The organism is Pseudomonas sp. GW456-L12, from assembly GCF_059424045.1.
The window spans coordinates 383,828-410,812 of sequence record NZ_JBWKZA010000001.1; the positions used below are offsets into that span (position 1 = coordinate 383,828).

The 26,985-nt window shown below is 61.7% G+C and carries 21 protein-coding genes; 7 read left to right on the plus strand and 14 right to left on the minus strand.

Going from position 1 to position 26,985, the window contains the following annotated elements; genetic code table 11:
* Window positions 1-6: 6 nt before the first annotated feature.
* From lpxK to AC07Y9_RS01990, 4 genes are all read right to left on the minus strand, one after another.
* Window positions 7-1,017 (minus strand): tetraacyldisaccharide 4'-kinase, encoded by a 1,011-nt coding sequence (gene lpxK / locus AC07Y9_RS01975; RefSeq protein ID WP_102678419.1) that lies wholly within the window; start codon window positions 1,015-1,017, stop codon window positions 7-9.
* Window positions 1,017-1,445 carry an ExbD/TolR family protein gene (locus tag AC07Y9_RS01980; RefSeq protein ID WP_007931660.1) on the minus strand — a complete coding sequence of 143 codons (429 nt, stop codon included), beginning with the start codon at window positions 1,443-1,445 and terminating at the stop codon, window positions 1,017-1,019. Before AC07Y9_RS01980 ends, lpxK begins: the two co-directional genes overlap by 1 nt.
* On the minus strand, window positions 1,442-2,077 hold the full coding sequence (locus AC07Y9_RS01985) for a MotA/TolQ/ExbB proton channel family protein (protein ID WP_173679740.1): 636 nt from the start codon (window positions 2,075-2,077) through the stop codon (window positions 1,442-1,444). Before AC07Y9_RS01985 ends, AC07Y9_RS01980 begins: the two co-directional genes overlap by 4 nt.
* A gap of 102 nt (window positions 2,078-2,179) precedes the next feature.
* Complete coding sequence (locus AC07Y9_RS01990) at window positions 2,180-4,411, minus strand: DNA internalization-related competence protein ComEC/Rec2 (RefSeq protein WP_102678420.1); 2,232 nt, start codon at window positions 4,409-4,411, stop codon at window positions 2,180-2,182.
* Window positions 4,412-4,559: 148 nt separating this feature from the next.
* Between AC07Y9_RS01990 and AC07Y9_RS01995 the strand changes: the two genes are divergently transcribed.
* On the plus strand, window positions 4,560-5,075 hold the full coding sequence (locus AC07Y9_RS01995; protein WP_007931653.1) for a DUF2062 domain-containing protein: 516 nt from the start codon (window positions 4,560-4,562) through the stop codon (window positions 5,073-5,075).
* A gap of 48 nt (window positions 5,076-5,123) precedes the next feature.
* Here the strand turns inward: AC07Y9_RS01995 and AC07Y9_RS02000 are convergent, their stop codons facing one another.
* From AC07Y9_RS02000 to AC07Y9_RS02015, 4 genes are all read right to left on the minus strand, one after another.
* Window positions 5,124-5,903: an ABC transporter permease gene (locus AC07Y9_RS02000; protein ID WP_007931651.1), complete on the minus strand. Its 780-nt coding sequence runs from the start codon at window positions 5,901-5,903 to the stop codon at window positions 5,124-5,126.
* Complete coding sequence (locus AC07Y9_RS02005; RefSeq protein ID WP_007931649.1) at window positions 5,900-6,832, minus strand: ABC transporter ATP-binding protein; 933 nt, start codon at window positions 6,830-6,832, stop codon at window positions 5,900-5,902. Before AC07Y9_RS02005 ends, AC07Y9_RS02000 begins: the two co-directional genes overlap by 4 nt.
* Window positions 6,833-6,964: 132 nt before the next feature.
* Complete coding sequence (locus tag AC07Y9_RS02010; RefSeq protein ID WP_102678421.1) at window positions 6,965-7,588, minus strand: glutathione S-transferase family protein; 624 nt, start codon at window positions 7,586-7,588, stop codon at window positions 6,965-6,967.
* 42 nt (window positions 7,589-7,630) lie between these two features.
* A complete protein-coding gene (locus AC07Y9_RS02015) occupies window positions 7,631-8,290 on the minus strand; it encodes a transglutaminase-like domain-containing protein (RefSeq protein WP_007931646.1) in 660 nt (219 codons plus the stop codon).
* A gap of 246 nt (window positions 8,291-8,536) precedes the next feature.
* Between AC07Y9_RS02015 and AC07Y9_RS02020 the strand changes: the two genes are divergently transcribed.
* Complete coding sequence (locus AC07Y9_RS02020) at window positions 8,537-10,984, plus strand: acyl-CoA dehydrogenase (protein ID WP_102678422.1); 2,448 nt, start codon at window positions 8,537-8,539, stop codon at window positions 10,982-10,984.
* Window positions 10,985-11,068: 84 nt separating this feature from the next.
* Window positions 11,069-11,476 carry a PA2817 family protein gene (locus AC07Y9_RS02025; protein ID WP_007931642.1) on the plus strand — a complete coding sequence of 136 codons (408 nt, stop codon included), beginning with the start codon at window positions 11,069-11,071 and terminating at the stop codon, window positions 11,474-11,476.
* 73 nt (window positions 11,477-11,549) lie between these two features.
* Here the strand turns inward: AC07Y9_RS02025 and AC07Y9_RS02030 are convergent, their stop codons facing one another.
* Window positions 11,550-12,533, minus strand: a complete 984-nt coding sequence (locus AC07Y9_RS02030) for a LysR family transcriptional regulator (RefSeq protein ID WP_009042832.1) — start codon at window positions 12,531-12,533, stop codon at window positions 11,550-11,552.
* A gap of 91 nt (window positions 12,534-12,624) precedes the next feature.
* Here AC07Y9_RS02030 and AC07Y9_RS02035 point away from each other — a divergent pair, with 91 nt between their 5' ends.
* The 3 genes from AC07Y9_RS02035 (at window position 12,625) to AC07Y9_RS02045 (ending at window position 14,763) form a co-directional block, all read left to right on the plus strand.
* Window positions 12,625-13,251 (plus strand): alanyl-tRNA editing protein, encoded by a 627-nt coding sequence (locus AC07Y9_RS02035; protein ID WP_007931638.1) that lies wholly within the window; start codon window positions 12,625-12,627, stop codon window positions 13,249-13,251.
* Between the two features lie 101 nt (window positions 13,252-13,352).
* Complete coding sequence (locus AC07Y9_RS02040; RefSeq protein WP_007931636.1) at window positions 13,353-14,123, plus strand: 2OG-Fe(II) oxygenase; 771 nt, start codon at window positions 13,353-13,355, stop codon at window positions 14,121-14,123.
* Window position 14,124: 1 nt separating this feature from the next.
* The gene (locus AC07Y9_RS02045; protein ID WP_009042830.1) at window positions 14,125-14,763 is read left to right on the plus strand and encodes a LysE family translocator; all 639 of its coding nucleotides are present in this window, start codon (window positions 14,125-14,127) and stop codon (window positions 14,761-14,763) included.
* A 67-nt stretch (window positions 14,764-14,830) separates the two neighbouring features.
* On the opposite strand, the gene AC07Y9_RS02050 is transcribed toward AC07Y9_RS02045, so the two are convergent.
* The 4 genes from AC07Y9_RS02050 to AC07Y9_RS02065 all read right to left on the minus strand — a co-directional run bounded on the left by AC07Y9_RS02050 (window position 14,831) and on the right by AC07Y9_RS02065 (window position 21,071).
* Window positions 14,831-15,652, minus strand: a complete 822-nt coding sequence (locus AC07Y9_RS02050; RefSeq protein ID WP_102678423.1) for an alpha/beta hydrolase — start codon at window positions 15,650-15,652, stop codon at window positions 14,831-14,833.
* Window positions 15,653-16,094: 442 nt separating this feature from the next.
* The gene (locus tag AC07Y9_RS02055; protein WP_102678424.1) at window positions 16,095-18,971 is read right to left on the minus strand and encodes an ATP-binding protein; all 2,877 of its coding nucleotides are present in this window, start codon (window positions 18,969-18,971) and stop codon (window positions 16,095-16,097) included.
* A 316-nt stretch (window positions 18,972-19,287) separates the two neighbouring features.
* Window positions 19,288-20,247 carry a fimbrial protein gene (locus AC07Y9_RS02060; protein WP_102678493.1) on the minus strand — a complete coding sequence of 320 codons (960 nt, stop codon included), beginning with the start codon at window positions 20,245-20,247 and terminating at the stop codon, window positions 19,288-19,290.
* Between the two features lie 107 nt (window positions 20,248-20,354).
* Window positions 20,355-21,071, minus strand: a complete 717-nt coding sequence (locus tag AC07Y9_RS02065) for a fimbrial biogenesis chaperone (protein WP_102678425.1) — start codon at window positions 21,069-21,071, stop codon at window positions 20,355-20,357.
* Between the two features lie 1,077 nt (window positions 21,072-22,148).
* Here AC07Y9_RS02065 and AC07Y9_RS02070 point away from each other — a divergent pair.
* Window positions 22,149-25,601 (plus strand): GLUG motif-containing protein, encoded by a 3,453-nt coding sequence (locus tag AC07Y9_RS02070; protein ID WP_102678426.1) that lies wholly within the window; start codon window positions 22,149-22,151, stop codon window positions 25,599-25,601.
* Between the two features lie 129 nt (window positions 25,602-25,730).
* Here the strand turns inward: AC07Y9_RS02070 and AC07Y9_RS02075 are convergent, their stop codons facing one another.
* Window positions 25,731-26,945: a sugar transporter gene (locus AC07Y9_RS02075; protein ID WP_102678427.1), complete on the minus strand. Its 1,215-nt coding sequence runs from the start codon at window positions 26,943-26,945 to the stop codon at window positions 25,731-25,733.
* Window positions 26,946-26,985: the final 40 nt, after the last annotated feature.

The following is a 26,985-nucleotide window of genomic DNA, read 5'->3' on the forward strand; positions in this document are numbered from 1 at the left end:
GAAGCGTTAAGGCAGAAGACGAGCGGGCAACAGGCGCATCAGCTGCGTATCGAACCAGGCCACGAAGGCCGGGGATGGCACAGCATCCACCGCCAGGTACCACCAGTCGGGAGCCGCGAAGGCACGGCACTTCACCGCATCCTTTTCGGTCATGACCAGCGGCAGCGCCGGGGTGAAACTCAGCGCCTGCGCGCTGTATTCGGCGTGGTCGGCGAAAGCATGCGGGACAGGCTGCCAGTGTAGCGTTTCAAGGGTAGTGAAGAAACGTTGCGGATTGCCGATACCGGCCACCGCGTGCAATGCCTGCCCCGGCGCGAAGTGCTCAAGCCCGCGGCGCTCGCCGCTTTGCAGATTGACCAGGGCGGTGGGCACCAGGCGAAAGGCGAAGCCATCCTCGCGATCGTCGCTGGCGCCGTTGTAGAGCACTGCGTCGACGCTTTGCAGGCGCTCGACCGGCTCGCGCAGCGGCCCGGCCGGCAGGCAACGCCAGTTGCCCAGCCCGCGCGCGGCGTCGATCAGCACCAGTTCGAGGTCGCGGGCCATGCGGTAATGCTGCATGCCGTCGTCGGAGAGAATCAGGTCCAGCGGCTCGGCGGCCAGCAGGGCTCGCACGGCACGACTGCGATCGGGGTCGATCATCAGCGGCACGCCGCTGCGCTGGACGATCAGTAAAGGCTCGTCGCCGGCGACAGCGGCGCTCTGCTCGGCGGCGACCCGCCATGGCCACTGCGGCGGCTTGGCGCCGTAACCACGGCTGACCACGCCGACCCGCAGCCCGCTGCGCTGGCAATGCTCGATCAGCCACAGGATCAGCGGCGTCTTGCCGGTACCGCCCACGGTGATATTGCCGACCACCACCAGCGGCACCGGCGGCTGGTAAACATTGCCCTCACCGGCCAGGAAGCGTTCGCGCTTGCGCACCACCACCCGGCGATAGAGCCACTCCAGGGGCTGCAGCAGTTTCAGCGCGGGATGGCCGTTGTACCAGGCAGCGAGCAAGCGATCGGACATGGCCATCAGGGTGCTGGCGCCGCCTCGACGGTGGTCATGCGCAGATGGCTGAAACCGAGCTTGCCGGCGGCGTCCATCGCGGTAATGACGGCCTGGTGCTGGGCCTTGCCGTCGGCACTGATGGACAGCGGCAGGTTGGTGTCGCCCGCCGACTCCTTCTGCAAGGCTTCGATCAGGCTGGCCAGGTCGCTCTTGGGCAGCACCTGGTTGTTCACCGAAAACACCCCGTCGGCGCTGATAGCGATATCCAGTTGCTTGGTCTGCTGGTCTTCGGCCGGCGAGCCGCTGACGGCCTCCGGCAACTCGACGCGCAACTGGGTTTCCCGGGTAAAGGTGGTGGTCACGACGAAAAACAGCAGCAGGATAAACACCACGTCGATCAACGACGCGAGGTTGATATCGATGGTTTCCCGTGGCTTGCGGCGGAATTTCACGCTTTGCCCTCGGCCAGATCGACGTCGCGGTCACCCTGCACCACTTCGACCAGTTTGATGGCTTCCTGCTCCATGCCAACCACCAGCTCATCGACCCGGCGTTGCAGGAAACGGTGGAAGAACACTGCCGGAATACCGACCATCAGGCCGGACGCGGTGGTGATCAACGCCTTGGAAATACCACCGGCCAGCACCGCGGCATTGGTGGTCATCCCCGAGCCCATGAACGAGCTGAAAATATCGATCATGCCCAGCACCGTACCCAGCAAGCCCAGCAGCGGGGCCATGGCGGCGATGGTGCCGAGGGCATTGAGGTAGCGCTCCAGTTCGTGGATGACCCGGGCGGCGGCTTCCTCGATGCACTCTTTCATGACCTCGCGGCCATGCTTGGAGTTAGCCAGGCCGGCGGCCAGGATCTCGCCCAAGGGCGAATGGGCGCGCAGTTCCTTGAGCTTGTCCTTGTTCAGCTGTTTGTCCTTGATCCAGCGCCACACCTGGCCCAGCAGATGAGGCGGGGTGACGCGGCTGGCCCGCAGGGTCCACAGACGCTCGGCAATGATGCCGACCGCGACAATGGAACTCAGAATGATCGGCAACATCATCCAGCCGCCGGATTTGACCAATTCCCACACAGTGACAGTCCCCTCGAAAAAGTGCGCCACTCTAACATAGGGGCCGAATGCACCGAAGAACCTGATGTCGCATGCCTTCAGGCTTTAATAACTCTCGGTTATTTAAGGAGATAGTGGCCATTTGCGCCAAAAGCGCCGCTGCGCCCGCAGGCTCGTCGGTTCGGTGTAAGTGCCCAGCATCAGCCGCAGCGCTCCCTGCTCCGCACTGTCGTAAATGGCAGTCCCTTGCTGGCGATAACGTTCGACGACCTGCGGGTGCGGATGCCCAAACCCATTGCCGTGCCCACGGGAGATCAGCACCGCCGAAGGTGCAAGGGCCTTGAGCAGGGCCGCGGACGACGAGCTGCGGCTGCCGTGGTGCGGCGCCTGCAACCAGTGGGTCTCGACGGCCAGCGGGGTATCCAGCAAGGCGCGTTCGGCCTGGGCATCGATATCCCCCGTCAGCAGCAAACGCTCGCCCTGGGCCTCGACCTGCATCACACAGGACTTCTGGTTACCGTTCTGCGCACCTGCCCATTGCCACAGGGAAAAACGCACCCCGTCCCATTGCCACTGCTCGCCGCTGGCGCAAGGCTCTGCCGGCAAATATGCCGGCAAACCCTCGGGATCGCCGCTGACCAGCCTGGCCACCGGCAAGCCGCGCTGAATGGCCTCGGCGCCACCGGCATGATCGGCATCGGCGTGGCTGAGCAGCATCAGGTCGAGGTGCGCGACGCCCAGCTTGCGCAAGGACGGCAGCACCACCCGCGCGCCCAGGTCGGAGTCCCCCAAACGCGGACCGGCGTCATACAGCATCGCGTGCTCGCGAGTCCGTACCAGCACCGCCAGGCCCTGCCCGACATCCAGCTGCCAGACTTCCGCCTCGCCATATGGCAGCGTGTTTTTCGGCGGGAACACCACCAACAGCAGCATCGGCCAGCCCAAGGGACGCAGCGGCACGCCCGCAGGCAGCAACAACAGCAAGGCTCCCAGCGCGCTGATGCTCCAGGCCCAGAGCGGTATGGCCGGCGCTATCCACGCCGGCCACTGGGCAGCCAGCAGGGTCAGGCCGCGGAACAGCAGGTCCAGCAAACCACCGGCCAGCCAGAGCAAGCCTTCGCCCAGGTAAGGCACCGCCAGCAACAAGGTGCCGAGCAACGCCGGCGGCAGCACCAGCAGGCTGATCCAGGGTTCCGCCAGCAGATTGGCCAGCGGCCCGCTGAGACTGATGGGCAACCCCAGCGCCAGCAGCACCGGGCACAGGCCGATGGCGATCAACCATTGAATACGGGTCCAGGACTGCCACCAGCGCCAGCCTCCCAGGCGCCCGCCAAAGATCAGGATCAATACCGCCACCGCGGTAAAGGACAGCCAGAACCCCGGCTGCAGACTGGCCAGCGGCTCGAACAACAACACCGCATTCAATGCCAGCAGGAACGGCCACCAGGCGCCCAGGTGGCGAAAGCGCAGGCGCCAGATCAGCACCAGGGCCACCATCACACAGGCACGGCGCACCGGCACATCGAACCCCGCCAGCAACCCGTACCCCAGGGCCGAGGCGAATGCCAGCCCGCAGGCCCAGGGCAGCCAGGGCCAGCGTCCGGGCCACAGGCCGTAACGGGCCAGCCCCGCCACCAGGGCGTACATCACCGCGGCCAGCAAGCTGATGTGCTGCCCGGAAATCACCATCAGGTGCACGGTCCCGGTGTCTTGCAAGACACGCCAGTCTTCCTGGCTCAAGCCCGAACCATCGCCCAGCACCAGGGCCGCCAGGCCGCCGGCGCGCCCGTGGGCATCGACTTGCAGCAAGCGCTGGCGAATGCGCGCGCGCCAGCCACCCTCCGCGGCAACCAGCAGTTGCCCATCCTTGACCATGCCCGTGGCGCCGATGCGCTGGGCCAGCAGCCAGGCCTCGTGATCGAAGGCTTGCAGATTGACCAGGCCGGCAGGTCGCTTGAGCTTCACCGCCAGGCGCCAGCGTTCGCCGCTGTGCACCGGCGGCCCGCCATACCAGGCCAGGCGCAGGCGTTGCGGGATCCGGCCGCGCCGCGCCCGCCCGTCTTCCAGCTCGAAACGCACCAGCCCCTCGGCCTGCTGCGGCAACCCCACCACTCGACCTTCGAGCCAGCGAGTCTGCCCGTCGAGCGGTTCCGCCAAACGATCATCCAGCGCCCATTGCGCGCTGATGCAGGCCCACGCCAGGCCCAACAGAAAAAGGGCCAATGGATAGGTGCGAAACGGCAACAGCATCAAGGCCACTACCGGCAGCACTGCCAGCCATCCGATCGCTGGTAGCGCCGGCAAAAAGCGCAGGCATAAAAGCCCCGCCGCCAACGCCAGCATCCCTGTGCGCATAAGCCCGTCCTTGAGCAGTTTTTGAGTGTTGCCACTCCTTGGCTTAGCTCAGCGGACCGGGGGCCGGCTTTATCATTTGTCACAAAGTCTGAATGGGCGCCTTCTAGAATCCGGGCATACTTGCCGCTTGAACTGACCGAGAAGCCTTATGCCCCGGCGCCTATTCAAACGTTACATGCCAGATCCGACCAGCATCAGGGAACACAAGTCCTTACGCTTTCTTGGCACGTTGCTGCATGACCCCAACCTCTGGCACCTCAACCGGCACTCCGTGGCGCGCGCCATGGCGGTCGGTTTGTTCGCGGCCTTTATGCCGATCCCGGCGCAAATGCTGCTGGCAGCCGTGCTGGCCATTTCCGTGCGCGGCAACATGCCAATTGCCGTGAGCCTGGTCTGGCTGACCAATCCGATCACCATGCCACCGGTGTTCTTCTGCACCTATCAGATCGGTGCCTGGTTGATGAACGTACCCGCCCGGACCCTGCCCGACGAACTGACCTGGGAATGGATCAGCGGCGAACTCTCGACCCTCTGGCAACCCTTCCTGCTGGGCTCGCTGGTGGCCGGCCTGGTGCTGGGCGCCCTCGCCTATTGCCTGACCATGCTGTACTGGCGCTGGTGGGTCAGCCGGCAATGGCGCCGCCGCAAGCAGAGCCGGCTGTAGAAACGCAAACGGCCTCCCGAGGGAGGCCGTTGTCGTTTCTGCGCAGGCTTACTGGCGCATGCCGCGACCGCTGACCAGCAGACGGGCACAACCGAAGTACAGGACCACGGTCGCCACCAGCATGAAGGTAATGGCCACGCTGATCTGGATGTCGGAAACCCCAAGGATGCCGAAACGGAAGGCGTTGACCATATGCAGCACAGGGTTGGCCAGCGACACCGTCTGCCAGAACGGTGGCAGCAGGGTGATGGAGTAGAACACCCCGCCCAGGTAGGTCAGCGGGGTCAGCACGAAGGTCGGGATGATCGAGATATCGTCGAAATTGCGCGCGAACACTGCGTTGATAAAGCCCAACAGGGAAAAGATCGTCGCGGTGAGGACCACCACCAGCAAGGTGATGCCCAGGTGATGCACCTGCAGGTGGGTGAAGAACAGCGACAGCAGGGTCACGATCACTCCCACCGCCAGCCCCCGCAGGACACCGCCCAGGGTGTAGCCGATGAGGATGGTGTGCGGCGACACCGGCGACACCATCAACTCCTCGATGGAGCGCTGGAACTTGCTGCCGAAGAAACTCGAGACCACGTTGCCGTAGGAGTTGGTGATCACCGACATCATGATCAGGCCCGGCACGATGTACTCCATGTAGGTGAAACCACCCATGTCGCCGATCTGCCGACCGATCAGGTTACCGAAGATCACGAAGTACAGAACCATGGTGATCGCCGGCGGCAGCAGGGTCTGCGGCCAGATCCGGGTAAAACGCCGGACTTCGCGATAGACGATAGTGTTGAGCGCGACAAGGTTGGGCCGTAGCTCGGAACTCATACCGCCACCTTCGACAGGTTTTTCTCCACCAGGGACACGAACAGCTCCTCAAGGCGATTGGTTTTGTTACGCAGGCTCAGCACTTCGATGTTCTGCTGGGCCAACTGGCTGAACAGCGCGGTGATGCCCACGGCTTTGTCGACCTGGACTTCCAGGGTGTGGCTGTCCAGCAGTTTGCTTGGATAACCGATCAGTTGCGGCGCCACCTTCAGGTCGGTCTTCAGGTCGAGCAGGAAGGTTTCCACATGCAGCTGGCTGAGCAACTGACGCATGCTGGTGTTCTCGACGATGGTGCCGTGGTCGATGATGCCGATATTGCGGCACAGCTGCTCAGCCTCCTCCAGGTAATGGGTGGTGAGGATGATGGTGATGCCTTTCTGGTTCAGCTCGGTGAGGAAGGTCCACATCGAACGCCGCAGCTCGATGTCCACGCCGGCAGTCGGTTCGTCGAGGATCAACAGGCGCGGCTCGTGCACCAGGGCGCGGGCAATCATCAGGCGGCGCTTCATGCCGCCGGACAGCGAGCGCGACGGCACATCGCGCTTGTCCCACAAGCCGAGCTGGGTCAGGTACTGCTCGGCCCGCTCCTTGGCGACCTTGGTCGGGATACCGTAGTAACCGGCCTGGGTCACCACGATGTCGAAGGTCTTCTCGAACTGGTTGAAATTGAATTCCTGTGGCACCACGCCGATGCAGCGCTTGAGCGCGGCGGGCTCGCGGTCCAGGTCATGGCCGAAGACATTCACCGTGCCGCTGGTCTTGTTGACCAGGGTCGAGAGGATGCCGATGGTGGTGGATTTGCCGGCACCGTTAGGGCCGAGCAAGGCGAAGAAGTCACCTTCGGCGACATCCAGATCGATACCACTCAGGGCCTGGAAACCGTTGCCGTAGGTTTTGGTTAGCTGCCGGATGGACAGAGCGGAACTCATATCGGATTTACGCACCAAGAAGGGAGAACATTATAGGTAAGGGCGGACCGCCTGCATTGCAACGGCGCCGGATACACCCAATGGTGCTTGCCGACGCCGCACAAGTACAGTCACCCGTATTGATAGTCAGTATTAAGTCAACGCGGTCATCACCGCCTTGCGGTAGGCCGGACGCTGTTGCAGGCGAGCGTACCAGGCTTGCAGATTAGACAATTGCGGGCGTTCGATAGGCATTTCGAACCAGGCATAAATGAAGCTGCCCAGAGGGATATCGCCGATGCCGATTTCCTCGCCGGACAGGTAGGGATGTTCGGCCAGGGCCTGGTCGACCACGGCCAGCAGTTCGCCGCAGCTGTTCAGCGCGGCATTGATCTTGTCCCAGTCCTGCTGGTGGGCCGGCGTGCGCAGCACACCCCAGAACAGGTGCCGGAAGGGTTCGGCGAAGGTCGAGGTGGTCCAGTCCATCCACTTCTCGGCCGAAGCCCGCACCTGTACATCGCTCGGGTACCAGGCCGTGCCGGCGGCATGGCGCGCGGCGAGATAACGCACGATGGCGTTGGACTCCCACAGCACAAAGCCGTCGTCCTCGATCAGCGGAATCCGCCCATTGGGATTCATCGCCCGATATTCCGGGGTATCCACCACACCGAAGGCACCACCGGCATCCACCGCCTCGTAGGTCAGCCCGAGCTCTTCGGCGCACCACAATGCTTTCCTGACATTCGACGAGTTTTTCCGACCCCAGATCTTCAGCATGACCGCTCCTCAGTGATGAATGCCGAGGCAGTCTACGCCGGATCAGACCTGACTCAAATCACTCTGCATGTCGCCCAGCAGCAACGGCATCTGCTCGGCGAACAGATGCGGATAACACTTTTCCAGGTGTTTGAAGAAGAAGGTCTCGGGGACGTCGGCGAATTGTCCGTGGTCCAGCACGTATTCCATCATCTGCTCGCCCTGGCGGTTGAAGGGGTGGAATACGCTGTCGTGGCGGCCATCGAACTCCAGGGGCGCCACATCGTACATCTCGCAGAGTTTCCGGTTGAACGCCGGCGTGGCCTTGACCCAGCGTCCTTGCAAGTACAGCTCGGTATAGCCGTGCATGGCAAACACATCACTGCGCAGCAACTCCAGCAAACGCGGGGTCGACAAGTGATTGCGCACGTCCGCCAGGCCGATCCGCGCGGCGATCCCGCAATGCCGCGCGCAGCCGGCAAGCAGGGTGGCCTTGGGCACGCAGTAACTTTCGCCGGTAGCCAGGGCATGGCTGCCACGCAGGGTCTCGGGGTCGCGACTGAAGGTGTAGGGGTTGTAGCGCACGGCCTCGCGCACCGCGTAATAGAGGTTCACCGCCTGCTCCAGCGGATCGCTGCTGGCGCCACGATGAGTTTCCGCGAACTCCACCACCGCGGGGTGGTCACTATCGATGAAGCGGCTGGGACTCAGGTACTCGTGCATGGGGATGATCTCCGAGTGAAGTCCCGAGTCTAACGACGGCCTCCTCCCAGCGATAACGACGTTTCGGCCAAATATCAGAGGCTGCCGCTTCGAGCCTGACAAGATCGACACGTTGCTGACCCGATGCCTGACGCACTGCGTCCGCTTCTTCTTACCGCTGCAAGCGCACTGCCCTGTCACCCCTTTTGTCGGATGCCGACTAAGCTCTGTGGGTGATTTTGCCCCTGGTTTCACGGAGGATTAAATATGCTGTTGTTGTGGATACTGGTTCTGCTGGTCGGTATTGCCTACCTGGCCCACCGCCGCATTGCGCCCCTGCCCGCCCTGGGTGTGGTGGCCGTCTACCTGCTGGCCATGGGCGCCTTCAGCCGTGCACCGGGCTGGCTGCTGCTGATCTTCTGGGTATTGCTGGCCGCGGTGGCAGCGCCCTTGCTACTGCCCGACCTGCGCCGCAAGTACTTCAGCGCCCCGCTGTTCAGTTGGTTCCAGAAAGTCCTGCCACCGATGTCGCAAACCGAACGCGACGCCATCGATGCCGGCACGGTCTGGTGGGACGGTGAACTGTTCAGCGGCCGTCCGGACTGGGACAAGCTGCTGGCCTACCCGAAAGCGCAACTGAGCGAAGAGGAACAGGCCTTCATCGACGGCCCCACCGAAGAGCTGTGCGCCATGGTCAGCGACTGGCAGATCGGCCAGTCCATGGACCTGCCGCCTGCGGCCTGGGAGCACATCAAGCAACACGGTTTCTTTGCCCTGATCATCCCCAAGGAGTTCGGTGGCAAGGGCTTCTCCGCCTATGCCCACTCACAGGTGGCGATGAAACTGGCGACCCGCAGCGGCGACCTGGCGTCCACCGTGATGGTCCCCAACTCCCTCGGCCCGGCCGAGCTGCTGCTGCATTACGGTACTGACGAACAGCGTAACCACTACCTGCCGCGGCTGGCCCGTGGCGACGATATTCCCTGTTTCGCCCTCACCGGCCCGCTGGCCGGTTCCGACGCCGGCGCCATGCCCGATACCGGGGTGATCTGCAAAGGCCAATGGCAAGGCGAGGAAACCCTCGGCCTGCGCCTGAACTGGGAAAAGCGCTACATCACCCTGGGCCCGGTCGCCACGCTCCTCGGCCTGGCCTTCAAGGCCTACGACCCGGACCATCTGCTGGGTGACGATGAAGACCTGGGGATCAGCCTGGCGCTGATTCCGACCGACACCCCCGGCGTGGAGATCGGCCGTCGCCACCTGCCGCTCGGCGCTGCCTTCATGAACGGTCCGAACTCCGGCAAGGACGTGTTCATTCCCCTGGACTTCCTTATCGGCGGCCAGGAAATGCTCGGCAAAGGCTGGATGATGCTGATGAACTGCCTGTCGGTCGGCCGCTCCATTTCCCTGCCGGCCGTCGGCACTGGCGCGGCCAAGTTCACCAGCCTGGTGACCGGCCAGTATGCCCAGGTGCGTGAGCAGTTCAACGTCCCGCTCAATGCCTTCGAAGGCATCCAGGAAGCCCTGGCCCGCATCGGCGGCAACGCCTGGCTGATGGACAGCGCGCGCATGCTCACGGCCAATGCGGTCGATCTGGGGGAAAAGCCTTCGGTGCTGTCGGCGATTCTCAAGTACCACCTGACCGAACGCGGTCGCGAATGCATCGGCCACGCCATGGACGTGCACGGCGGCAAGGCCATCATCATGGGCCCGAACAACTACCTGGGCCGCAGCTGGCAAGGCGCGCCGATCTTCATCACCGTGGAAGGCGCGAACATACTCTCGCGCAACCTGATGATCTTCGGCCAGGGCGCCATTCGCTGCCATCCGTTCGTGCTCAAGGAAATGGCCCTGGCCGGTCGCGAAGACCACGATCAGGCGCTGGTCGAATTCGACGGCCTGCTGCTCAAGCACATCGGTTTTGCCGTGGGCAACGCGGCCAGCACCCTGGTGCTGAACCTGGGCCTGGGGCACTTCGAACAGGCGCCGGGGGACAAGCTCAGCCAAGGTTATTTCCGCGCGCTCAACCGCCAGGCCGCGGCCTTCGCCATGCTGGCCGACCTGAGCATGATGTTGCTGGGCGGCGAGCTGAAGCGTCGCGAACGCCTGTCAGCACGCCTCGGCGATGTGCTCAGCCATATGTACCTCGCTTCCGCCGCACTCAAGCGCTACCACGACCTGGACTCGCCGGAGCATCTGCGGCCGTTGTTCACCTGGGCCATGGAAGAAAGCCTCGGCCAGTCGGAACGAGCCCTGGACGAACTGCTCGAGAACTTCCCGAACCGGGTGCTGGGTTGCCTGCTGCGGGTGGTGGTATTCCCGTTCGGCCGCCGTCACAAAGGTCCGTCCGACCAGCTGGACGCCGAGGTCGCCGCAATCATCGGCCGGGCCAAGGGCGACCCGACCCTGGAAGAGCTGCTGGCCGGCTGCTACCGCCCACAATCGACGCAGGACCCGGTCGGCGCCCTGCAACACGCCTTCGACTTGTTGAGCGCCAGTCACCCGCTGCAGAAAAAACTGCACGAGGCGCTGAAAAGTGGCCAGGTCAAACCGGTGGCCGGTGAACATGCCATCGACGCCGCGCTGGAGGCCGGCGTGTTGCAACCGGTGGAAGCCCAGACCCTGCGCGAGGCTGAAGCCGCCCGCCGCAAAGTCATCGATGTCGATGATTTTGCCAAGGAAGAGCTGACCCTGAGCGAAGGGAAAACCCGCTAAGGCGCAGGACCGTCAGGCGGATTATGAAACCGGGCGCGGGAGCTATATACTCCCGCGCCCGTTTTGCTGTTGAGGACTCATGTCATGTCCAACGTCGTCGCCGATCATCTCGTCCTGCTCGACCATTTGCGCAGTATCCTGGTCGCCGTGGGTGAAGCCGAGCAGGTTCCCGAAGAAAGCCATGCCTTGTTCCTGGAACGCTTCGACGAACTGCGCGCCTCGCTGCCGATCGACCCGATCGAAAGCCAGTACCTGGGCCAGGATCTGCTGTGCCAGGTGATGCAGCGTTATCCACAGGTCGCCCATCTGGTACCGCGCGACCTGCTGTGGTTCTTTGCTGGGGATTGCCTGCACTACATGCCCGACGAGGAAATCGACCTGTACCAGGCGCTCGAAGAGCGTCGCTACGAGGCCGAGCAGAATGATGAACCGTTCGACTGGAACCAGGAAAAGCAACTGCTGGCGCTCTCCGCCCAGGACAGCAAGCACTGAGTCCGGCCCGGACACTACAAAGGCCCGCACGGTTGAACCGGCGGGCCTTTTTTTCTACCCATGAGTGGCTGGCTCAACCCGCGCCATCGCCTTCGGGCTGTTCGTAGCCTTTCGCCTCCTGCTTGCCCTGCCGGCTCAAGGTCGGCTCCTTGGCCAGGCACTCCACCAGGTAATCGATGAATACCCGCAGCTTCGGCGGCAGGTAACGGGTTGGCGAATGCAACAGCCAGGCACCGCCATGGTAGGAAGCGAGAAACGTCCAGTCCGGTAGAACCTGCACCAGCAAGCCCTGCTCCAGGGCATGCCGCGCGGTGAAGTACGGCAAGCTGCCGATGCCGATATGCTCCAGCACCGCCCCCAGCCGTACCCCGGTGTGATTGGCCGCATAACGCCCACGCACACCAACCGTCACCGACTTGCTGCCCTTCTTGAACTTCCAGCGCGCATCGCTGGGGGTTTCACCCAGGTAAATGCAACTGTGGTTGAGCAGATCGTGGGGATGGCTCGGCGTCCCGTGCTCGGCCAGGTACTGCGGTGTGGCGCACAGCATGTGATCGATGGTCAACAACTGGCGCCCGACCAGCCCCGCCGGCGGCCGATCGGTGATGCGGATGGCCAGGTCCACGTTGTCGTCGATCAGGTCGATGTTGCGATCTTCCAATAACAACTCGACATCGACCTTGGGGTAACGCCGCAGAAACTCGGGCATGTACGGATGCACGACAAAACGCCCCACGGCCTTGGGCACGCTAACCCGCACCAGCCCTTCGGCCTCGTGGGTGAACTGACCGCTGATTTCCATCACCGACTTGGCGGCGCTGACCATCTCGCTGCAGCGCTTGAACACCTCCTCGCCCCCTTCGCTCAAGCGCAACTTGCGCGTGGTGCGTTGCAGCAAGCGAGTCGCCAGCGCCTTCTCCAGACGGGAAATGCTGCGACTCACCGCCGAGGGTGACGAACCCAACTGGCGGGCGGCTTCGGAGAAGCTGCCGACCTCGACGACCTTGACGAAAATCGCCATTTCGCCCAGCAGCGGAAGGGGAAGATTTATGCTCACAGCACAACAGTCCTTTGAGGTTTGAACGGATTATCACGCAATTCCGCCGCGCCATATAATTAAAAAAGGTATTTTAATAAGGGCACGGAATATGACGCTTCGCCTCTTTTTTCATAATGATGAACTCAAGGCCAACGTTGAAGTGCTCGAATGCACCCCGCAGGACAACGAATTCGCGGTGATCCTGCGTGCCACGATCTTTCATCCCCAAGGCGGCGGCCAACCCTGCGACACCGGCTGGATCGGCGAAAGCCAGGTGTTGCGCGTGGTCCAGGAGCCCGAGCGAATCATTCATTACGTCAGCCAGCCGGTGCAACCGGGCATGGTCCAGGTCCAGGTCGATGAACAGCGCCGCCAGTTCAATACCCGCATGCACTCGGCCGGGCACCTGATCGGTCATTTCGGCGAAACCCGCGGCTGGGTCCCGGTCAAGGCCCATCACTGGCCTGGTGAGGGCCGCGTGTCTTTCAAGCCCGGGGACAGCCCGCAGGAACTCGACGTCGACAGCCTGCAGAGTGGCATCGATCACTGGATTGCCGCCGACCTGCCGCGCCTGGTCTCGCTGCGTGAAGGCTCGCGGGAAATCGGTTTCGGCGAGCTTCCCGCCTATGGCTGCGGGGGGACCCATGTGAAGCGCCTGAAGGAATTGGGCAACGTCACTATCGCCTCCCTCTCGCAGAAGAAAGGAATGCTTTCGGTTCACTACCACGTGGACTGATTCATCGGCGGTGTCGCCTTGCACATCACGCGACGCATCGCCTGACACAGGGGAAACCCGCGTGCGCGGGTTCGACGATTATCGGATAGAGGGATCTGCAGATGATGCTTGACGTCGAGCGTCTCGATGAGACGTGCATAAAGAAACTGGCCCAGGAACAAGTGCTCGCCCTGCGCATCAAGAATTTCCTGCCGCACACCCAGGCGATCCAGCTGGGTGACAAGATTCTCGCTCCCGGCTTCGAGGGCTACATCAACGCCCCCAGCATCGGGCGGATCGGCATGGCGTTTTATGAGGCGGAAAACCAGCCGCTGCTGATCGAAGACTATTTCGAACGCGCCACCGCCAACATCGCCGAACTGCGCACGCGTTGCGCACCCTATGCGTCTCCCGTCGACACCCTGCGCTGCATGCTCGACGAGTCCTGGCCGGCCGGCGCCCACCTGGAAAACCTGTACGGGCGCAAGATGTACGTTGGCCTGTCGCGGGTGGTGAAACCCGGGGTGTGCTTCCTTGCCCATCACGACATTTTCGCCAAGGACGCCCCCGACAGCTTCCAGGCCCACAGCCTGGAGGCGCAGTTCGCCTGCAACCTCTACCTGAACATGCCTGACGCGGGTGGCGCCCTGCAGATGTGGAATCACGATATTTCCCCGGACCAGTTCGACGACATGCGCGGCGACAGCTACGGCATCGAGCCCGCCCTGCTCGGCACACCCTCGCTGGAGATCCGCCCGGAGCCCGGGGATTTCATCATGTTCAACTCAAGGCGCATGCACGCAGTCACCCCGGGGGTGGCCAACCCGCGCCTGAGCCTTTCCTTTTTTGTCGGCTATCGCGGCAGCTCGTCCCCCCTGACCTTCTGGAGTTGAAATGCTTTCCAACTATCTAGGCGAATTCCTGGCCCTGGCGACCATCCACTTTCTCGCCGTGGTGGCTCCCGGGCCTGACTTTGCCGTGACCATCCGCCAGAGCGTGCGCTTTGGCCGGGTGGTCGGGCTGTGCACGGCCATCGGCATCGGTGCGGGGATTTCCGTGCATGTGCTGTACACCCTGCTGGGGGTCGGTGCGCTGATGCATACCACGCCATGGCTGCTGAACGTGGCCAAGGTGGTGGGCGGTGCCTACATTCTTTATCTCGGGGTCAGCCTGTTGCGCAGCAAACCCAAGACATCGATCGAGGGCAGCGACACGAACAACGATCAGGTGCAACGGCAGACCTTGCCCAAGGCCTTCATGACCGGTTTCCTGACCAACGCCACCAACCCCAAGGCCACGCTGTTCTTCCTGGCGATTTTCACCACGGTGATCAGCGCCACCACGCCCCTCAAGGTGCAGGCGCTCTACGGTGTATGGATGTGTTGTGTGAACGCGCTGTGGTTCGTGATCGTCGCGCTGTTCTTTTCCAGCCCGCGGGTGCGCTTGCTGTTCATGCGTATGGGCCACTGGTTCGAGCGAACCATGGGAGTGATCCTGATTCTGTTCGCCGGACGCCTGATCCTGTCGATGTAAGCCCCTGCTCAAGCGAGCCGCCAGCAACTGACGGCTCGACACAGGCTTGCTCAGTTCCGATCCACGATCAGCTGACGGATGACAAGGCCTGAAGCAAGATTCCCTGCGGTTTTGCCATTTCGTCCAGGACTGAAAAGTGCGTGCAGCCCGGCACGTGAATCAGCTGCACAGACTCTCCTCGGGCCAACGCTTGCTTGGCGTATTCATCAGACTGGCGGACCAGTTCCGACAGTTCGTCGGCACCTACCGCCACCCATGTATGGGCGCCCTTGCCGATATGGTGCAGCGGGCTATAGGCATTGATCTCCGCTTCCGAGAGACTCAGTTTCTGGTTGAGCCACGACAGGCTTATGGGCTCCAGGTCGACCAATGCGCTGATCGCCAGGACATCGGTCACCCATGGGTGCGAACGGAACTGGATCGCCAGGTGGCCTCCTGCCGAGTGCCCGCTCAGGACCACCTTGTGCCCCGCAATACCCAGGTGATCAACGTCGGCCTGGAGATGCTCGAGCAGGCTGCCAATTTCACTGACGATCTGTGTCATCGAGGCTTGCGGCGCGAGCGTATATTCGGCCAGGACGACGTTGAACCCCGCAGCCAGGGGACCGGCGGCGATGAAGGCGAAATCTTCCTTGCTGCAATTCTGCCAATACCCGCCATGGATGAAGATGAACGTCGGGGCGTCGGCTTTGCCACAGGGCAACCAGTCATAACGCTGCCTGGAGCCGGTGCCGTAAGGCAGATCGAGCCGGCCGGCCACAGAGGCGTAGAAACTGGCGCTGCGCGCCTGCAAATCCGCGTAGATACCGGGGAAATCCGGCACTGCCTCGGTGTTGTTATACGCCGCGTCGAGCTGGGCTTGATTCATGTCGCGATAGAGAGTGGTCATGGTCATCTCCGATGGAAGGAATGTTTAAAAGGGCTTGGTCAGCGGCCTGCGATTGGTGCGGACGTGTCCGTCATCGGGCAGGAAGGTTTCAGGGGAGCGGCTTCGCTGTCCACGGCTGCTCTCTGTGAGAGGAATGCCACGCGTGATTGGGGACTGTAGGCAGGGTGGTGTGCGGAACGCGGCTCGAATGCGCTAAAGAGTGAGTGGAGCCCAGGTCAGACGTAAATCAGCCGAATCTTAAATTTCTCTAGGATTTATCTTGCCATGGCCACCCTGGAGGAACGGCGCAACGGCATATCAACGTGAAGCGGGGAGATATTCAGGCGGGGGCCATGCAGGCCAGAGCGATGCAGGGAAAGCCGGCGCTGAATGCGTCCGGCCCGCTCAGTCAGCACCGCGATTATCCGGGATGGGATCTGTCCTGGTGACCGGTTCGTCGTGCTCAAGCCCGCGCAGGGGCTCGTTGAGTATTCTCCAGGGCCTGCCTCAGCACCTGCTGGGTCAGGGGCTTGAACACCACCTCATCCATGCCGGCGGCCAGGCAGCGCTGGATTTCCGCGTCCTCGGCACTGGCGGTCGCCCCCAGGATCCAGCAGCGCCGGCGCCCCTCCTCGCGCTCCATCTGGCGGATGCGCACGGTCAAGTCATAGCCGCCCAGGCGTGGCATCTGGCTGTCGGTGATCAACACATCGTACTCGGCGGCCAGCCAGGCTTCCCACGCCGCCTGCCCATCCTCGACCAGCGTCACGCGATGCCCCAGGACCAGCAATTGCTCTTCCAGCGTCAGCCGGCTGAACGCATTGTCCTCAGCAACGAGGATATTCAGCGAAAGCGGCTCCGTGCTCGCCTGCGGTACTTCTGCCGCGGCTTCGGCAGGCGCCTCGGCCAGAGGCAGTTGCAGGGTCACGCTGAAGCAGGAGCCTATATCCGGTTCGCTGCTCAGGACGATAGTGCCGCCCATGAGTTCGACCAGCCGCCGGGTGATGTTCAGCCCCAGCCCACTGCCAAAGGTTTGCCCGGCCTGAGCCGAACTGACCTGGGAGAATGGCTGGAACAATCTGGCCTGGTCCTGCTCCGAGATGCCGATACCGCTGTCGATGACCTCCAGCAACAGGTGCAGATGTTCTGCCTCCCGGCTGCCCGAGGCATGCAGCGTCACCCGGCCCCGCTCGGTGAACTTGATGGCATTGCTCAGCAGGTTGAACAGCACCTGTTTCAAATGCAGCGGGTCGATCAGCACCCATTGCTCCATGTCGCCGGTGAACCGCATCTCGAACGCCAGCTGCTTCTGTCGCGCCATGCCGACCACCAGGGGCGCGATCGCTTCGATCTGGGCCTTGATCAGCACCGCCTCGGGCGCCGAGTCGATCATCCCCGACTCGATCCGGTTCAGGTCGAGCACATTGCCGAGCAACAGCAGCAGCCCCTGTGCCGCCTCCTGCGCGACGGCCAGCGACGCCAGGTCCAGCTCGCCCCGTTCGGCCTTCTGCTGCACCACTTCCTGCAGGCCGATGATGGCGTTCAGCGGGGTACGGATCTCATGGCTCATGGTGGACAAAAAGATGCTCTTGGCCTCGTTGGCCGCTTCGGCCTTCTCCCGCGCCAGCGCCAGCTCGCCTTCGGCCTGGCGGGTCTTGCGCACCTGCCGGGTCAGGTAGAAACCCCAGATCAGCGACAACAGGACCAGCAAGCCGAAGACACCGCCAAGCCGGAGGATATTGCTGCGATGATCCCGCCAGAAATGGCTGCCCAAGGTAGAAATACGCGGCTCCCACTGCTCCACGATGTCCGCCACTTCCTCCGGGGTGATCGCCACCTGGGCCTTCTCCAGGATGCTGCGCAGCTCTTCCTGCCCCTTCAGCACCCCAAGGCTGACCGGTCGGGAGAACTCGTCGAGAATGCCGATTACGCGCAAGCGGTTGTTGAAACGCTGGGCGGACAGGAAACGACCGGTGTAGTCACTGCCGATGAACGCGTCGCTACGCCCGTCGTCGACACTACGCATGGCCTCCAGAAAGTTGGGATAGATCTGTAAACGGATATCCGGATAGTTCTGCTGGATGATCTGATTGACGAAATAACCCGGGACACTGGCCAGGCGCTTGCCTTGCAGGTCATTCAGGCTATGGAAAGGACTGCCCTGGGTACGGGCTGCCTTAGGTCCGGCCATCAGTACCACCGAGCTCCTCAGATAAGGAAGAAGGATATCCATATAGGCCTCGGTGTCGGTGTCGGCAGACGTAACCGAGGTCATCAGGGTCTTGCCCTCGGTTACCTGCGCGTTCATCTCGGCATAATTCTGCGCGCGGACAGGGCGGAACGTCAGGCCGCTGCGCTGGCTGAGCAACTTGAGATAGTCGGGGCCGATACCCCGCACCTGCCCACCGTTGTCCAATTGTCCCAGGGCGCCGAGAGAGTCATGGACAGTCACTGGGATTTCCGGATGGGCGTCCAGCCAACGGTTCTCGGCGGGCGTCAGCGTCACGCGCTGCTGAGTCAGGCGCAGGCTGCTCCCCGCACTCCAATTGCGCAGAATACTTTCGCTATGGCGTGAGCGAATGGTCGGAATGGCTCGCTCGATCACGGCATGCAGGCGAGTATCGGAGGCGCGCACCAGGAAGCCGAAACCACGGCTTTCCACCGGCGCGAAGTTTTCGATGTGCAGGTCCAGCAGGTAGTTGATGTTGAGCAGATAGTGGGCGGACACCGCATCATCGATCACCCCATCGACCTCTCCCAGGCTCAACGCCTCGAGCGCGCGCAGCGGCGAGGCGAATGGCAGGATCTGGCTGTTCGGATAAACCGCGGAGACCTTTTCCTCGACACGGTAGCCGGCAAACACCCCCAGCCGGGTGCCGGTTGCTTGTGGGTCGAAAGGACGGCCTTCGGCGGTTACCAGCACCGATTGGTTCGGTTCATAGGCCTGGGTCAGGAGCAGACCGTTATCCTCGGCATCCATCGCGGAGCCACCGCCGACCAGGTCAATCTCACCCTTGTGCAGGGCGATCAATGCCGCCTGCCGGGAAGGGAACTGACGGACTCTGGGGGGGATCTCGAACAGCAAGGCGAGGTAATCCGCGGTAACGCCCTGGAAACGATTGACGTCGAGCATGCCCAGCGGCGGATAGTCGGGCAATGCCACCCCGATCGTGAGTGGGCCTCTGCTTGCCAGCCACTGTCGATCCACTTCACTCAGCCATGGCCGGCTGGTCACTGCCACCCTTGCGACGAGGGAGATGTCAGGCTCCTGTGCGACCAGGGCGGGTGACAGAACAAGTAACAGGCAGAGAGCGACCATCCGACAACACGCTGGAATCATGGAATACCTTCCTGTGAATCGAACCCCGGCAACCTGCGCAAATGGGCCGTTGTCCCACGAGCAATAGCGTCACCCTCTTATGGAGAGTGCCGCTTTGATCTGTGGCAATGGGGGATGGATCAAGAGTGATCCGTCGGTATTCTAGCCGGGCGCCGGCGGTTGTGAAATCGAGCGGCGAGAGCCTTTCTCGACTGTGCGCGCCCTTGTGCTCTGGGGGCTCGGGAAGGCTGGACAGCAACTGGCTCGCGATAGCCATCCGATCGGGACAGGAAACAGGTCGGCGAGCAGAAGAATATGTGCCCGCCACCGATGACGATCAGTTGTAGTTGAGAACGAAGCTCATGGTTGCATCGCCCTTGCCCGGTTTTATCTCGCCACCTGTTGGAACGTATTTGGCGCTGCCGGAGAACCGGTAAATGGAGCCCTCCACCACCTCTCTATTCCAATCGAGGGCGATGGACCTGGCAATATTGAACGGCAACTTGACGCCCTTGTTATTGACCAGGGAAATACCAACTCCCGATGCAACGCCGGGCTGGCCCAGATTGACAAGTTTGAGCAGGCCGTCGGCCTGGGAGTTGCCTTCGAAGTAGACTTTTACCGGAACTTTCGTGTCAGGCTTCAAGCCGTCGCAGCGGACATCGAAGTTGAACGGCACCTCCCTGACGCTGCCCTTGGTAATATGTTCGATGGTCTGTTTACCCATTGGCACATTGACCGCCGCGCCCACCGATTCGCATCCGGCGAAAAACACATCGTTGACCAGTTCGGTAGTGCCTTGTCCTCTGACCTGGAAGGCAGCGCCTCCGATTAGCCAATCTATGGTGAATGCCATCGGCACACTTTTTCCTGACCCTACATTGCGATCGGTGCGAATGATCCTCATCACTAGAGAGTCAGGGAGAGGCCACTCCCCAACGCCATGAATTCCCTGTGAATAGAAAGGACACACCAAACCGTCAGTAAACCAGATCACACAGAATTGAACGCCGAGGCCCTTGACACCTGTTTCATACACATTAGGCACCCCCGATGGCTTCAGTGCAGTCTTGATTTTGGCAGTGAGACTATCCCCGGCCTCACACTTAGAAGAACCCTTCCAGAGCTTCACCTCACGCCTAGCAAGCTCCCCTCCAATAGGAGCGGCCTTAATGGTGGCCTGAGCGGGTAAAACAATGTCCAGTGTTTGCGGAACATTCGGAAGCGTGCAAATTGCAAACGCTTCCCGAGCAAACAGACCGGATAAAAATATCAAGATGAAGATCAGTTTACGCATATATAGAGAGCCCTTCCCCAAGCCCCATTTAGAGCCCAGATACAAGTCAATGATGACCAAAGAAAAGTAGCAAAAACGCTCTCGTCGCCACCAGATGACGCCAGGCCTCAGCCGGAAATGGCGCCGTCATATTTGAGGATTCCACCGAAATCGCCGATGACTTCGAATTCAACCTTGAGGTCGTTAGCCTGGACGCCGTTCGGCAGGTCCGCCATCTCGACCCGGGAAGTCGCAGTCGGCGCGACCATATCGATCGGCGCGGTGAAACTCTTGCTTCCCATCCGCAACGTGATCCCGGCAAAAGACAGGTGGAAAGCCGACGGGTTGGCCACTTCCAGATAGGGTTTGCCGTCTTTGGCAAGCAGGCGCCACTTCAGCTGTTGCGGGGCCTCCGTGACCTTGCCCGGTAGCCCGGCCGGCCGGTAGAACAGCTTGAGGCGCTGCTGCACGGCGATTTGCAGGGTATTTTCCTCCCGGGACTTTTGCGGAACCTCCCGCACGTTCAGCCAGTACACCGACTCCTTGTCGGTCGGCAGGCCCTTGCCGCTGTAGAGGATGCGCAACACCTGCTGCTGTTCGCCAGCCAGGCGCTTGAGCACCGGGGTGATGGCGAAAGGCACATCCTCGCTCTTATCGGCCGACTCGACCCAGGCCTGGAACATCAGGTCCTCGGCCGCGCTGTTCTTGATCACCAGGGACGCTTCCTTGCTCGGCGCCGCAAGCACCACACGGGTGTTTTCCAGGTTGATGCCGGCCTGGGAGAACGCAGGAAAAAACAGGGCGAAACTGGCCAGAATCAGTCCGGCGATAGCTGGAGTCTTCACGGTAAATTCTCTACCTCGGTATGCGTCGAAGGGCAGCCCCCCCGTTGTTACGCGCCATGCAAAAACATCGATGGACTCGACGAAGCGAACCGTGCGGGTATTCGTGACGTTCGAGAAAGGCAGGAGGCAGGAAAACTACAGTAGATAGGCGTCGTAATCAGTAGGACGATTCCTAAAAGGAACAACATGCTCACTCATATGCGAAAGCCGAAAAGAGCGAACAGAATAAGCAATCTCCCGCAGAGTCCATATCGCTAGATATCTAGCCTGCGCATCAGTACTTTCTAGAAACAAGTACTTTCGATCCAGAAACTCCAGACCGAGGGTATTTCTATTACCCCCTGACATTCGAAATATCATGCCGTCATGGATCTGATATTTCCAGACATGCATGAAGTATCAACCCTGTCGGCTTACATCCAGGTTTTAACTTAGACAACCCTCTCTCAGAACAAAAGCACCGCAGCCCGAAACCGCCCAGATTCGACCATCGAGAAGGCCTGCCAGGCAGGCCCAAGGCCCTGGCCCGCTGTTTTTGCGATGCCTCCCAAAGCGGAGAAAGCGGTGGTTTCCCCAGAAAATCGCGCTTCTGATTCTGCCACGCCATCGGTCGCCAGGCTGCAAGGACTTCAATATGACGAGCGCAATGGCTAGCTGCCTTACTTCAACTAGGAAAGCGCCGTATACCAGTTAAGAAAGTTCTGGTTTTTTATTTTATTTCCTTTTGTTAATTAATATAGCCCTCTGAGCAACCAGGCATTTACATGCAAATAACGCCAGCCTCAACGCTGGCACGCACAGGCTCGCAATCAATTCGATCGTGAATTCGGATAGTCACTCGAAACACTCGAACAGCCATTTTCTAGACGTTATGTAGCAGGTCTTATCTGACAAAAAACCCATGAATCTCCCTTGCCTGGAGGCCCATGAAATCAAGCACGGATTGAGACAAACAACTTCCCTCCCACATGGAGGGAAGGCGCCCCGGCTTTGCGTGATCGCCTCGGCGCCTGCCCCGCATTCGTTGTACCCGTTCTGCTGGGGGGATCAGCAGAGTATTCATATAGAGGAAGCATCATGAACAAAAGCTATGCACTGATCTGGAACCAGGCCACTGGTTGCTGGAACGTCGCCAGCGAAGGAACCCGACGCCGTGGCAAATCCAGCCGCCTCAAGGTCGTGATCGCCGCCGGCTTCTCGCTGCTGGGCCTGCTGGCCCAGGCCCCGGCCTTCGCCCTGCCGAACGGAGCGGCGATAGTCTCGGGCGACGCTGGCATCCATACCACGGTCGACGGCAAACATATGAGCGTCGATCAACAGAGCAACAAACTGATCACCAACTGGAACGACTTCAGCGTCGCTGGCGACGAAAGCGTCAGCTTCCACCAGCCCGGTAGCCAATCGATCGCCCTCAACCGGGTAGTGGGCACCAATGGCAGCGATATCCAGGGCCGCATCAATGCCAACGGCAAGGTGTTCCTGATCAACCCCAATGGCGTGGTCTTCGGCAAGTCCGCCCAGGTCAACGTCGGCGGCCTGGTGGCCTCCACCCAGAACATCAGCGACAAGGATTTCCTCGACGGCACTTACCGCTTTACCGGGAATTCCAGCTCTGCCGTGAGCAACGCCGGCCAGATCACCGCCAGCGAGGGCGGCAGCGTCGCGTTGCTAGGCGCCCAGGTCAGCAACAGCGGGGTGATCCAGGCGCAGATGGGCAGTGTCGCGCTGGGCGCGGGCAAGGACTTCAGCGTCAACTTCGACGGCAACGGCCTGCTCAACCTGCAGGTGAACGGTGCCGCGGTGGATGCCCTGGTGCAGAACGGTGGCCTGCTCAAGGCCGACGGCGGCCAGGTGTTGATGACCGCCAGCAGCGCCAGCAGCCTGCTGAAAAACGTGGTGAGCAACCAGGGCGTGATCGAGGCCAAGACCTTGCAGAACAAGGCCGGCAAGATTGTCCTGGACGGCGGCGACAACGGCATCGTCCAGGTGGCTGGGCGCCAGGACGCCAGCGCCCTGGGTGGCCAGGGTAACGGTGGCGTGGTGGAAAACCGCGGCGCCCGGGTCGAGGTCCAACTGGCTGCGCAAGTGGATACGCACGCCGACCAGGGCACGACCGGCACCTGGAAGATCAGCGCGGACGAGGTGAGCGTTTCCAAGGCAGAGAACGGCACGCGTAACGGCAATGCCGGCCCTACCCTGCACGCCGATACCCTGGCCCAGAACCTGGCCCGGACCAACGTCGAATTGAGCAGCAAGGGCAACCTGTCGGTCAACAAGGCGGTGTCCTGGAACAGCGGCAACAAGCTCGGCCTGACCGCCGAACGCGGCGACGTCCAGGTGAACGCAGCATTGAGCGCCACCGGCGACGGCGCGGCCCTGGCCCTGAATGCCGCGCAGGGTGGCATTCGCCTGAATGACGATGTCGCGCTGACCGGAACGGGAGCGAGCCTGGAGCTGAACTCCAAAAACGGCCACAGCCTCAAGGATGACAAGAGCGTCACCCTCTCCGGTGCGGATGCCCGCTTCAGCGCCAACGGCGAGTCCTACCAGGTGGTGCAGAACCTGAAGCAGTTGCGCGATATCGAAAAAAACATGAATGGCCGCTATGTACTGGGTAACCAGATTACCGGCCAAGGCAGCTTCAGGACACTTGGCGAAGATCGCTCCTTCACCGGCAAGCTTGATGGCCTGGGCAATACCATCAGCGACCTGTCGCTCTATAGCAGCACCGCCTTTGTCGGACTGTTCGGTACCAACGCGGGGCAGATCAGCAACCTGAACCTCGAACGCATTTCAGCCAGTGGTGCTTATTCCACCTACTACAACACCCAGGTCGGCACCCTGGCCGCGGTGAACATGGGTAGCATCCGCAACGTCAAGGCCAAGGACGTGCGGGTGACCGGAGCCTCTCATCTGAACTCGCTGGGCGGCCTGGTCGCGCTCAACCTGAACGGCGACATCGCCAACTCCTCGGCCAGCGGCCTGGTGATCGGCAACCAGTACACCTTTGCAATGGGTGGCCTGGTAGGCGAAAACGTTTCCAGCTCCGGTGGCGTGGCAAAAATCACCAATAGCCATGCCGATATCACCCTCCGGGGGCAGATGAATGCTGGCTCCAGAGGCGCGGGTGGATTGGTGGGTTCGAACCGCGGAGTCATCGCCAACGCCTCCAGCACCGGCACGATCGACCTCGCCGGCGCAAACCTGAACATCGGTGGCCTGGCCGGCGAAAATACTGGCGATGGCAGCATCAGCAACTCCCGCTCCAGCACCAATGTCTCGGGTAGCCGGGCTGGTCGGATCGGTGGCCTGGTCGGCTCCAACCAGGGTTCGCTGGTCAACTCTCACGCCAGCGGCGACGTAACCGGCAATGGCACGGAAGCGATCGGCGGCCTGGTAGGCAAGAATCAGGGTGGTTCGATTGCCAACAGCTCTGCCAGCAACAACGTGTCCGACCTGTACAGCAAAAATGTGGGCGGTCTGGTTGGCCATAACCAGGGCGGCCGCATCGATAACGCGTTGTTCTCCGGCGCGGTGAAAGGCGGCAGGAATGCCAATATCGGCGGCCTGATCGGCACGAACCAGAATGGCTCGATCAGCAACAGCTCGGCCAAAGGCAATGTGTCCGGTCTGTACGGTAGCAATGTGGGTGGCCTGATTGGCTACAACCAGAACAGCCGTATCGATAATGTAACGGTGGCCGGCACGGTGAAAGGCGATAGCAAGGCCAATATCGGCGGGCTGATCGGCTACAACGAAAAGTCCTCCATCGCCAACGCGTCCTCCACCTCCCTGTCCGTTACCGGCGGCAATGACGCCCTTATCGGTGGCCTCGTCGGCTATAGCCTGAATAGCAATATCGCCAACTCATCGGTATCTGCCACAGTGACCGCCGGCAACGGCAGCCAGAGCGGTGGTCTGGTCGGCTACAGCAAAAATACCGATATCACCAACGCCTCGGCAGCCGTCCTGGTGACCGCCGGCGACAATAGCCAGGTCGGCGGCCTGGTGGGCCACAGCCAGGATAGCCGTATCATCAACGCCTCCGCATCCGGCACGGTGAGCAGCGGTAACAATAGCCAGGTCGGCGGCCTGGTCGGTTACAACCAAAACAGCGACATCAGCAACGCCACGGCATCCGCCATGGTGAACGGTGGCGACGATAGCCAGGTCGGCGGCCTGGTTGGCAGACAGCAGGGCAAGGTCGCCAACTCCTCCGCCAAAGGTTCGGTCAACGGCGGTCGCTATAGCAGTGTGGGTGGCTTGGCCGGGATGAATGAAGGGGAGATCAGCAACTCCAAAACCACCAGTAACGTCAGCGGCGGTTACGGCGCGCGTCTGGGCGGGCTGGCGGGGATGAACTTCGGTACGCTGCGCCTGTCATCGGCAGGCGGCAAGATCGATGGTTCGCATGCCTCCGGACAGCTCTACGGTGGCCTGGTCGGCATCGACTTCAATTCGGACCAGCAATCCAGCAACAGCGTCTTTGGTGAAGCGACCAAGGTGCCGCAGGTTGGCCTGCAGTTCTGAGAACTGAAACCCTGCCCCCCGTCATAGGGAGGCAGGGCTTGTTGTCTGATTGAAAAGAGGGGCAATGATTCAGCCGAATCATTGCCCCCTCTTTTTTCCTGGCGCCTCTCGGCGCCCTGCTCCAGAGCTCTACTTCTCTGTCGCGACCTCAGCCCCGTCGGCGCCCGAAACGCTGGACCGGGTCAGGCGGTAGATGGATGCGCAGTAGAGTAGCAGCGCCAAGGTCGCCAGCAAGCCGCCGGCCAAGCCGATATAGGCGAACCCGAGTTGGCCCCCTACCCAGCTGCCAAGCAGCGCGCCGCCGCCGATGCCGATATTGTAGATCCCCGAAAACAGCGCCATTGCCACATCGGTAGCGTCCGGAGCGAGCACCAGGACCCTGGACTGCAGCGCCAGCCCGAAGCCCATGATCGCCATCCCCCAGATCAGGCTGAGCCCGCCCAGGTACGAGACCTCCCCGCTCAACGGCAACAGCAATGCCAGGCACAGAATAAGCAACGCCACCGTCACCAGCAGAAAGCGCTGCGGGCTGTAGCGGTGAAACCTGCTGAACAACAGCGAGCCGAAGATACCGGCGCCACCGAACAGCAGCAGGATGAGGGTCACCACATCGCCACTCAAGCCGGCCACCACCTTGATGAAAGGCTCGATATAGCTATAAGCCGTGAACTGCGCGGTGACCACCAGGGCCGTCAGCACATAGAGCGCTATCAGCGCAGGGCGCTTGAACAGCACCGGCAGGCTTCTGAGAGAACCCGAGTTCTGGCTGGGCAACAACGGCAGGCTCCTGGCCAGCCAGAAGACCAGCGCGGTAGCCAGGCCAGCAATCACGATAAAGGTGGTCCGCCAGCCCATGGCCTCGCCCAGCAACCTGCCGAGGGGAATACCCAGCACCATTGCCAAGGAAGTACCGGTGGCCAGCAAACCCAGGGCCTGGACCTGTTTTCCCGGTGGTGCCAGACGCACCGCCAGGGACGCGGTAATGGACCAGAACAGCGCATGGGACAAGGCCACACCGACCCGGCTCAGCAACAGCATGCCGAAACTCGTGGCCAGCCCCGACAGGATGTGACTGGCGATAAACATCCCGAACAGCACGAGCAACAGCTTGCGTCGCTCGACGTTGCGCGTCAGCAACATGACCGGCAGCGAAGTCAGGGACACTATCCAGGCATAGAGAGTGAGCATCAGACCGACCCGGGCCGTCGACAGGTCGAAGCTGCTGCCGATCGAGCTCAATAGCCCGACGGGAACGAACTCCGTGGTGTTGAACACAAAGGCCGCCAACGTCAGTGCGATGACCGCCCGCCAATTACCCTTAGTTGTCGCCACGGAGATACTCATTTAAAGGTGCACCACTCTATCGATGGTCAATCAGGCCCAG

Excerpts from the sequence above, each read along its gene's own strand:
- lpxK (WP_102678419.1), bottom strand. The coding sequence starts at position 1,017 with ATGGCCATGTCCGATCGCTTGCTCGCTGCCTGGTACAACGGCCATCCC.
- AC07Y9_RS01990 (WP_102678420.1), bottom strand. The coding sequence starts at position 4,411 with ATGCGCACAGGGATGCTGGCGTTGGCGGCGGGGCTTTTATGCCTGCGC.
- AC07Y9_RS01995 (WP_007931653.1), top strand. The coding sequence starts at position 4,560 with ATGCCCCGGCGCCTATTCAAACGTTACATGCCAGATCCGACCAGCATC.
- AC07Y9_RS02000 (WP_007931651.1), bottom strand. The coding sequence starts at position 5,903 with ATGAGTTCCGAGCTACGGCCCAACCTTGTCGCGCTCAACACTATCGTC.
- AC07Y9_RS02005 (WP_007931649.1), bottom strand. The coding sequence starts at position 6,832 with ATGAGTTCCGCTCTGTCCATCCGGCAGCTAACCAAAACCTACGGCAAC.
- AC07Y9_RS02010 (WP_102678421.1), bottom strand. The coding sequence starts at position 7,588 with ATGCTGAAGATCTGGGGTCGGAAAAACTCGTCGAATGTCAGGAAAGCA.
- AC07Y9_RS02015 (WP_007931646.1), bottom strand. The coding sequence starts at position 8,290 with ATGCACGAGTACCTGAGTCCCAGCCGCTTCATCGATAGTGACCACCCC.
- AC07Y9_RS02020 (WP_102678422.1), top strand. The coding sequence starts at position 8,537 with ATGCTGTTGTTGTGGATACTGGTTCTGCTGGTCGGTATTGCCTACCTG.
- AC07Y9_RS02025 (WP_007931642.1), top strand. The coding sequence starts at position 11,069 with ATGTCCAACGTCGTCGCCGATCATCTCGTCCTGCTCGACCATTTGCGC.
- AC07Y9_RS02035 (WP_007931638.1), top strand. The coding sequence starts at position 12,625 with ATGACGCTTCGCCTCTTTTTTCATAATGATGAACTCAAGGCCAACGTT.
- AC07Y9_RS02040 (WP_007931636.1), top strand. The coding sequence starts at position 13,353 with ATGATGCTTGACGTCGAGCGTCTCGATGAGACGTGCATAAAGAAACTG.
- AC07Y9_RS02045 (WP_009042830.1), top strand. The coding sequence starts at position 14,125 with ATGCTTTCCAACTATCTAGGCGAATTCCTGGCCCTGGCGACCATCCAC.
- AC07Y9_RS02050 (WP_102678423.1), bottom strand. The coding sequence starts at position 15,652 with ATGACCACTCTCTATCGCGACATGAATCAAGCCCAGCTCGACGCGGCG.
- AC07Y9_RS02055 (WP_102678424.1), bottom strand. The coding sequence starts at position 18,971 with ATGATTCCAGCGTGTTGTCGGATGGTCGCTCTCTGCCTGTTACTTGTT.
- AC07Y9_RS02060 (WP_102678493.1), bottom strand. The coding sequence starts at position 20,247 with ATGCGTAAACTGATCTTCATCTTGATATTTTTATCCGGTCTGTTTGCT.
- AC07Y9_RS02070 (WP_102678426.1), top strand. The coding sequence starts at position 22,149 with ATGAACAAAAGCTATGCACTGATCTGGAACCAGGCCACTGGTTGCTGG.
- AC07Y9_RS02075 (WP_102678427.1), bottom strand. The coding sequence starts at position 26,945 with ATGAGTATCTCCGTGGCGACAACTAAGGGTAATTGGCGGGCGGTCATC.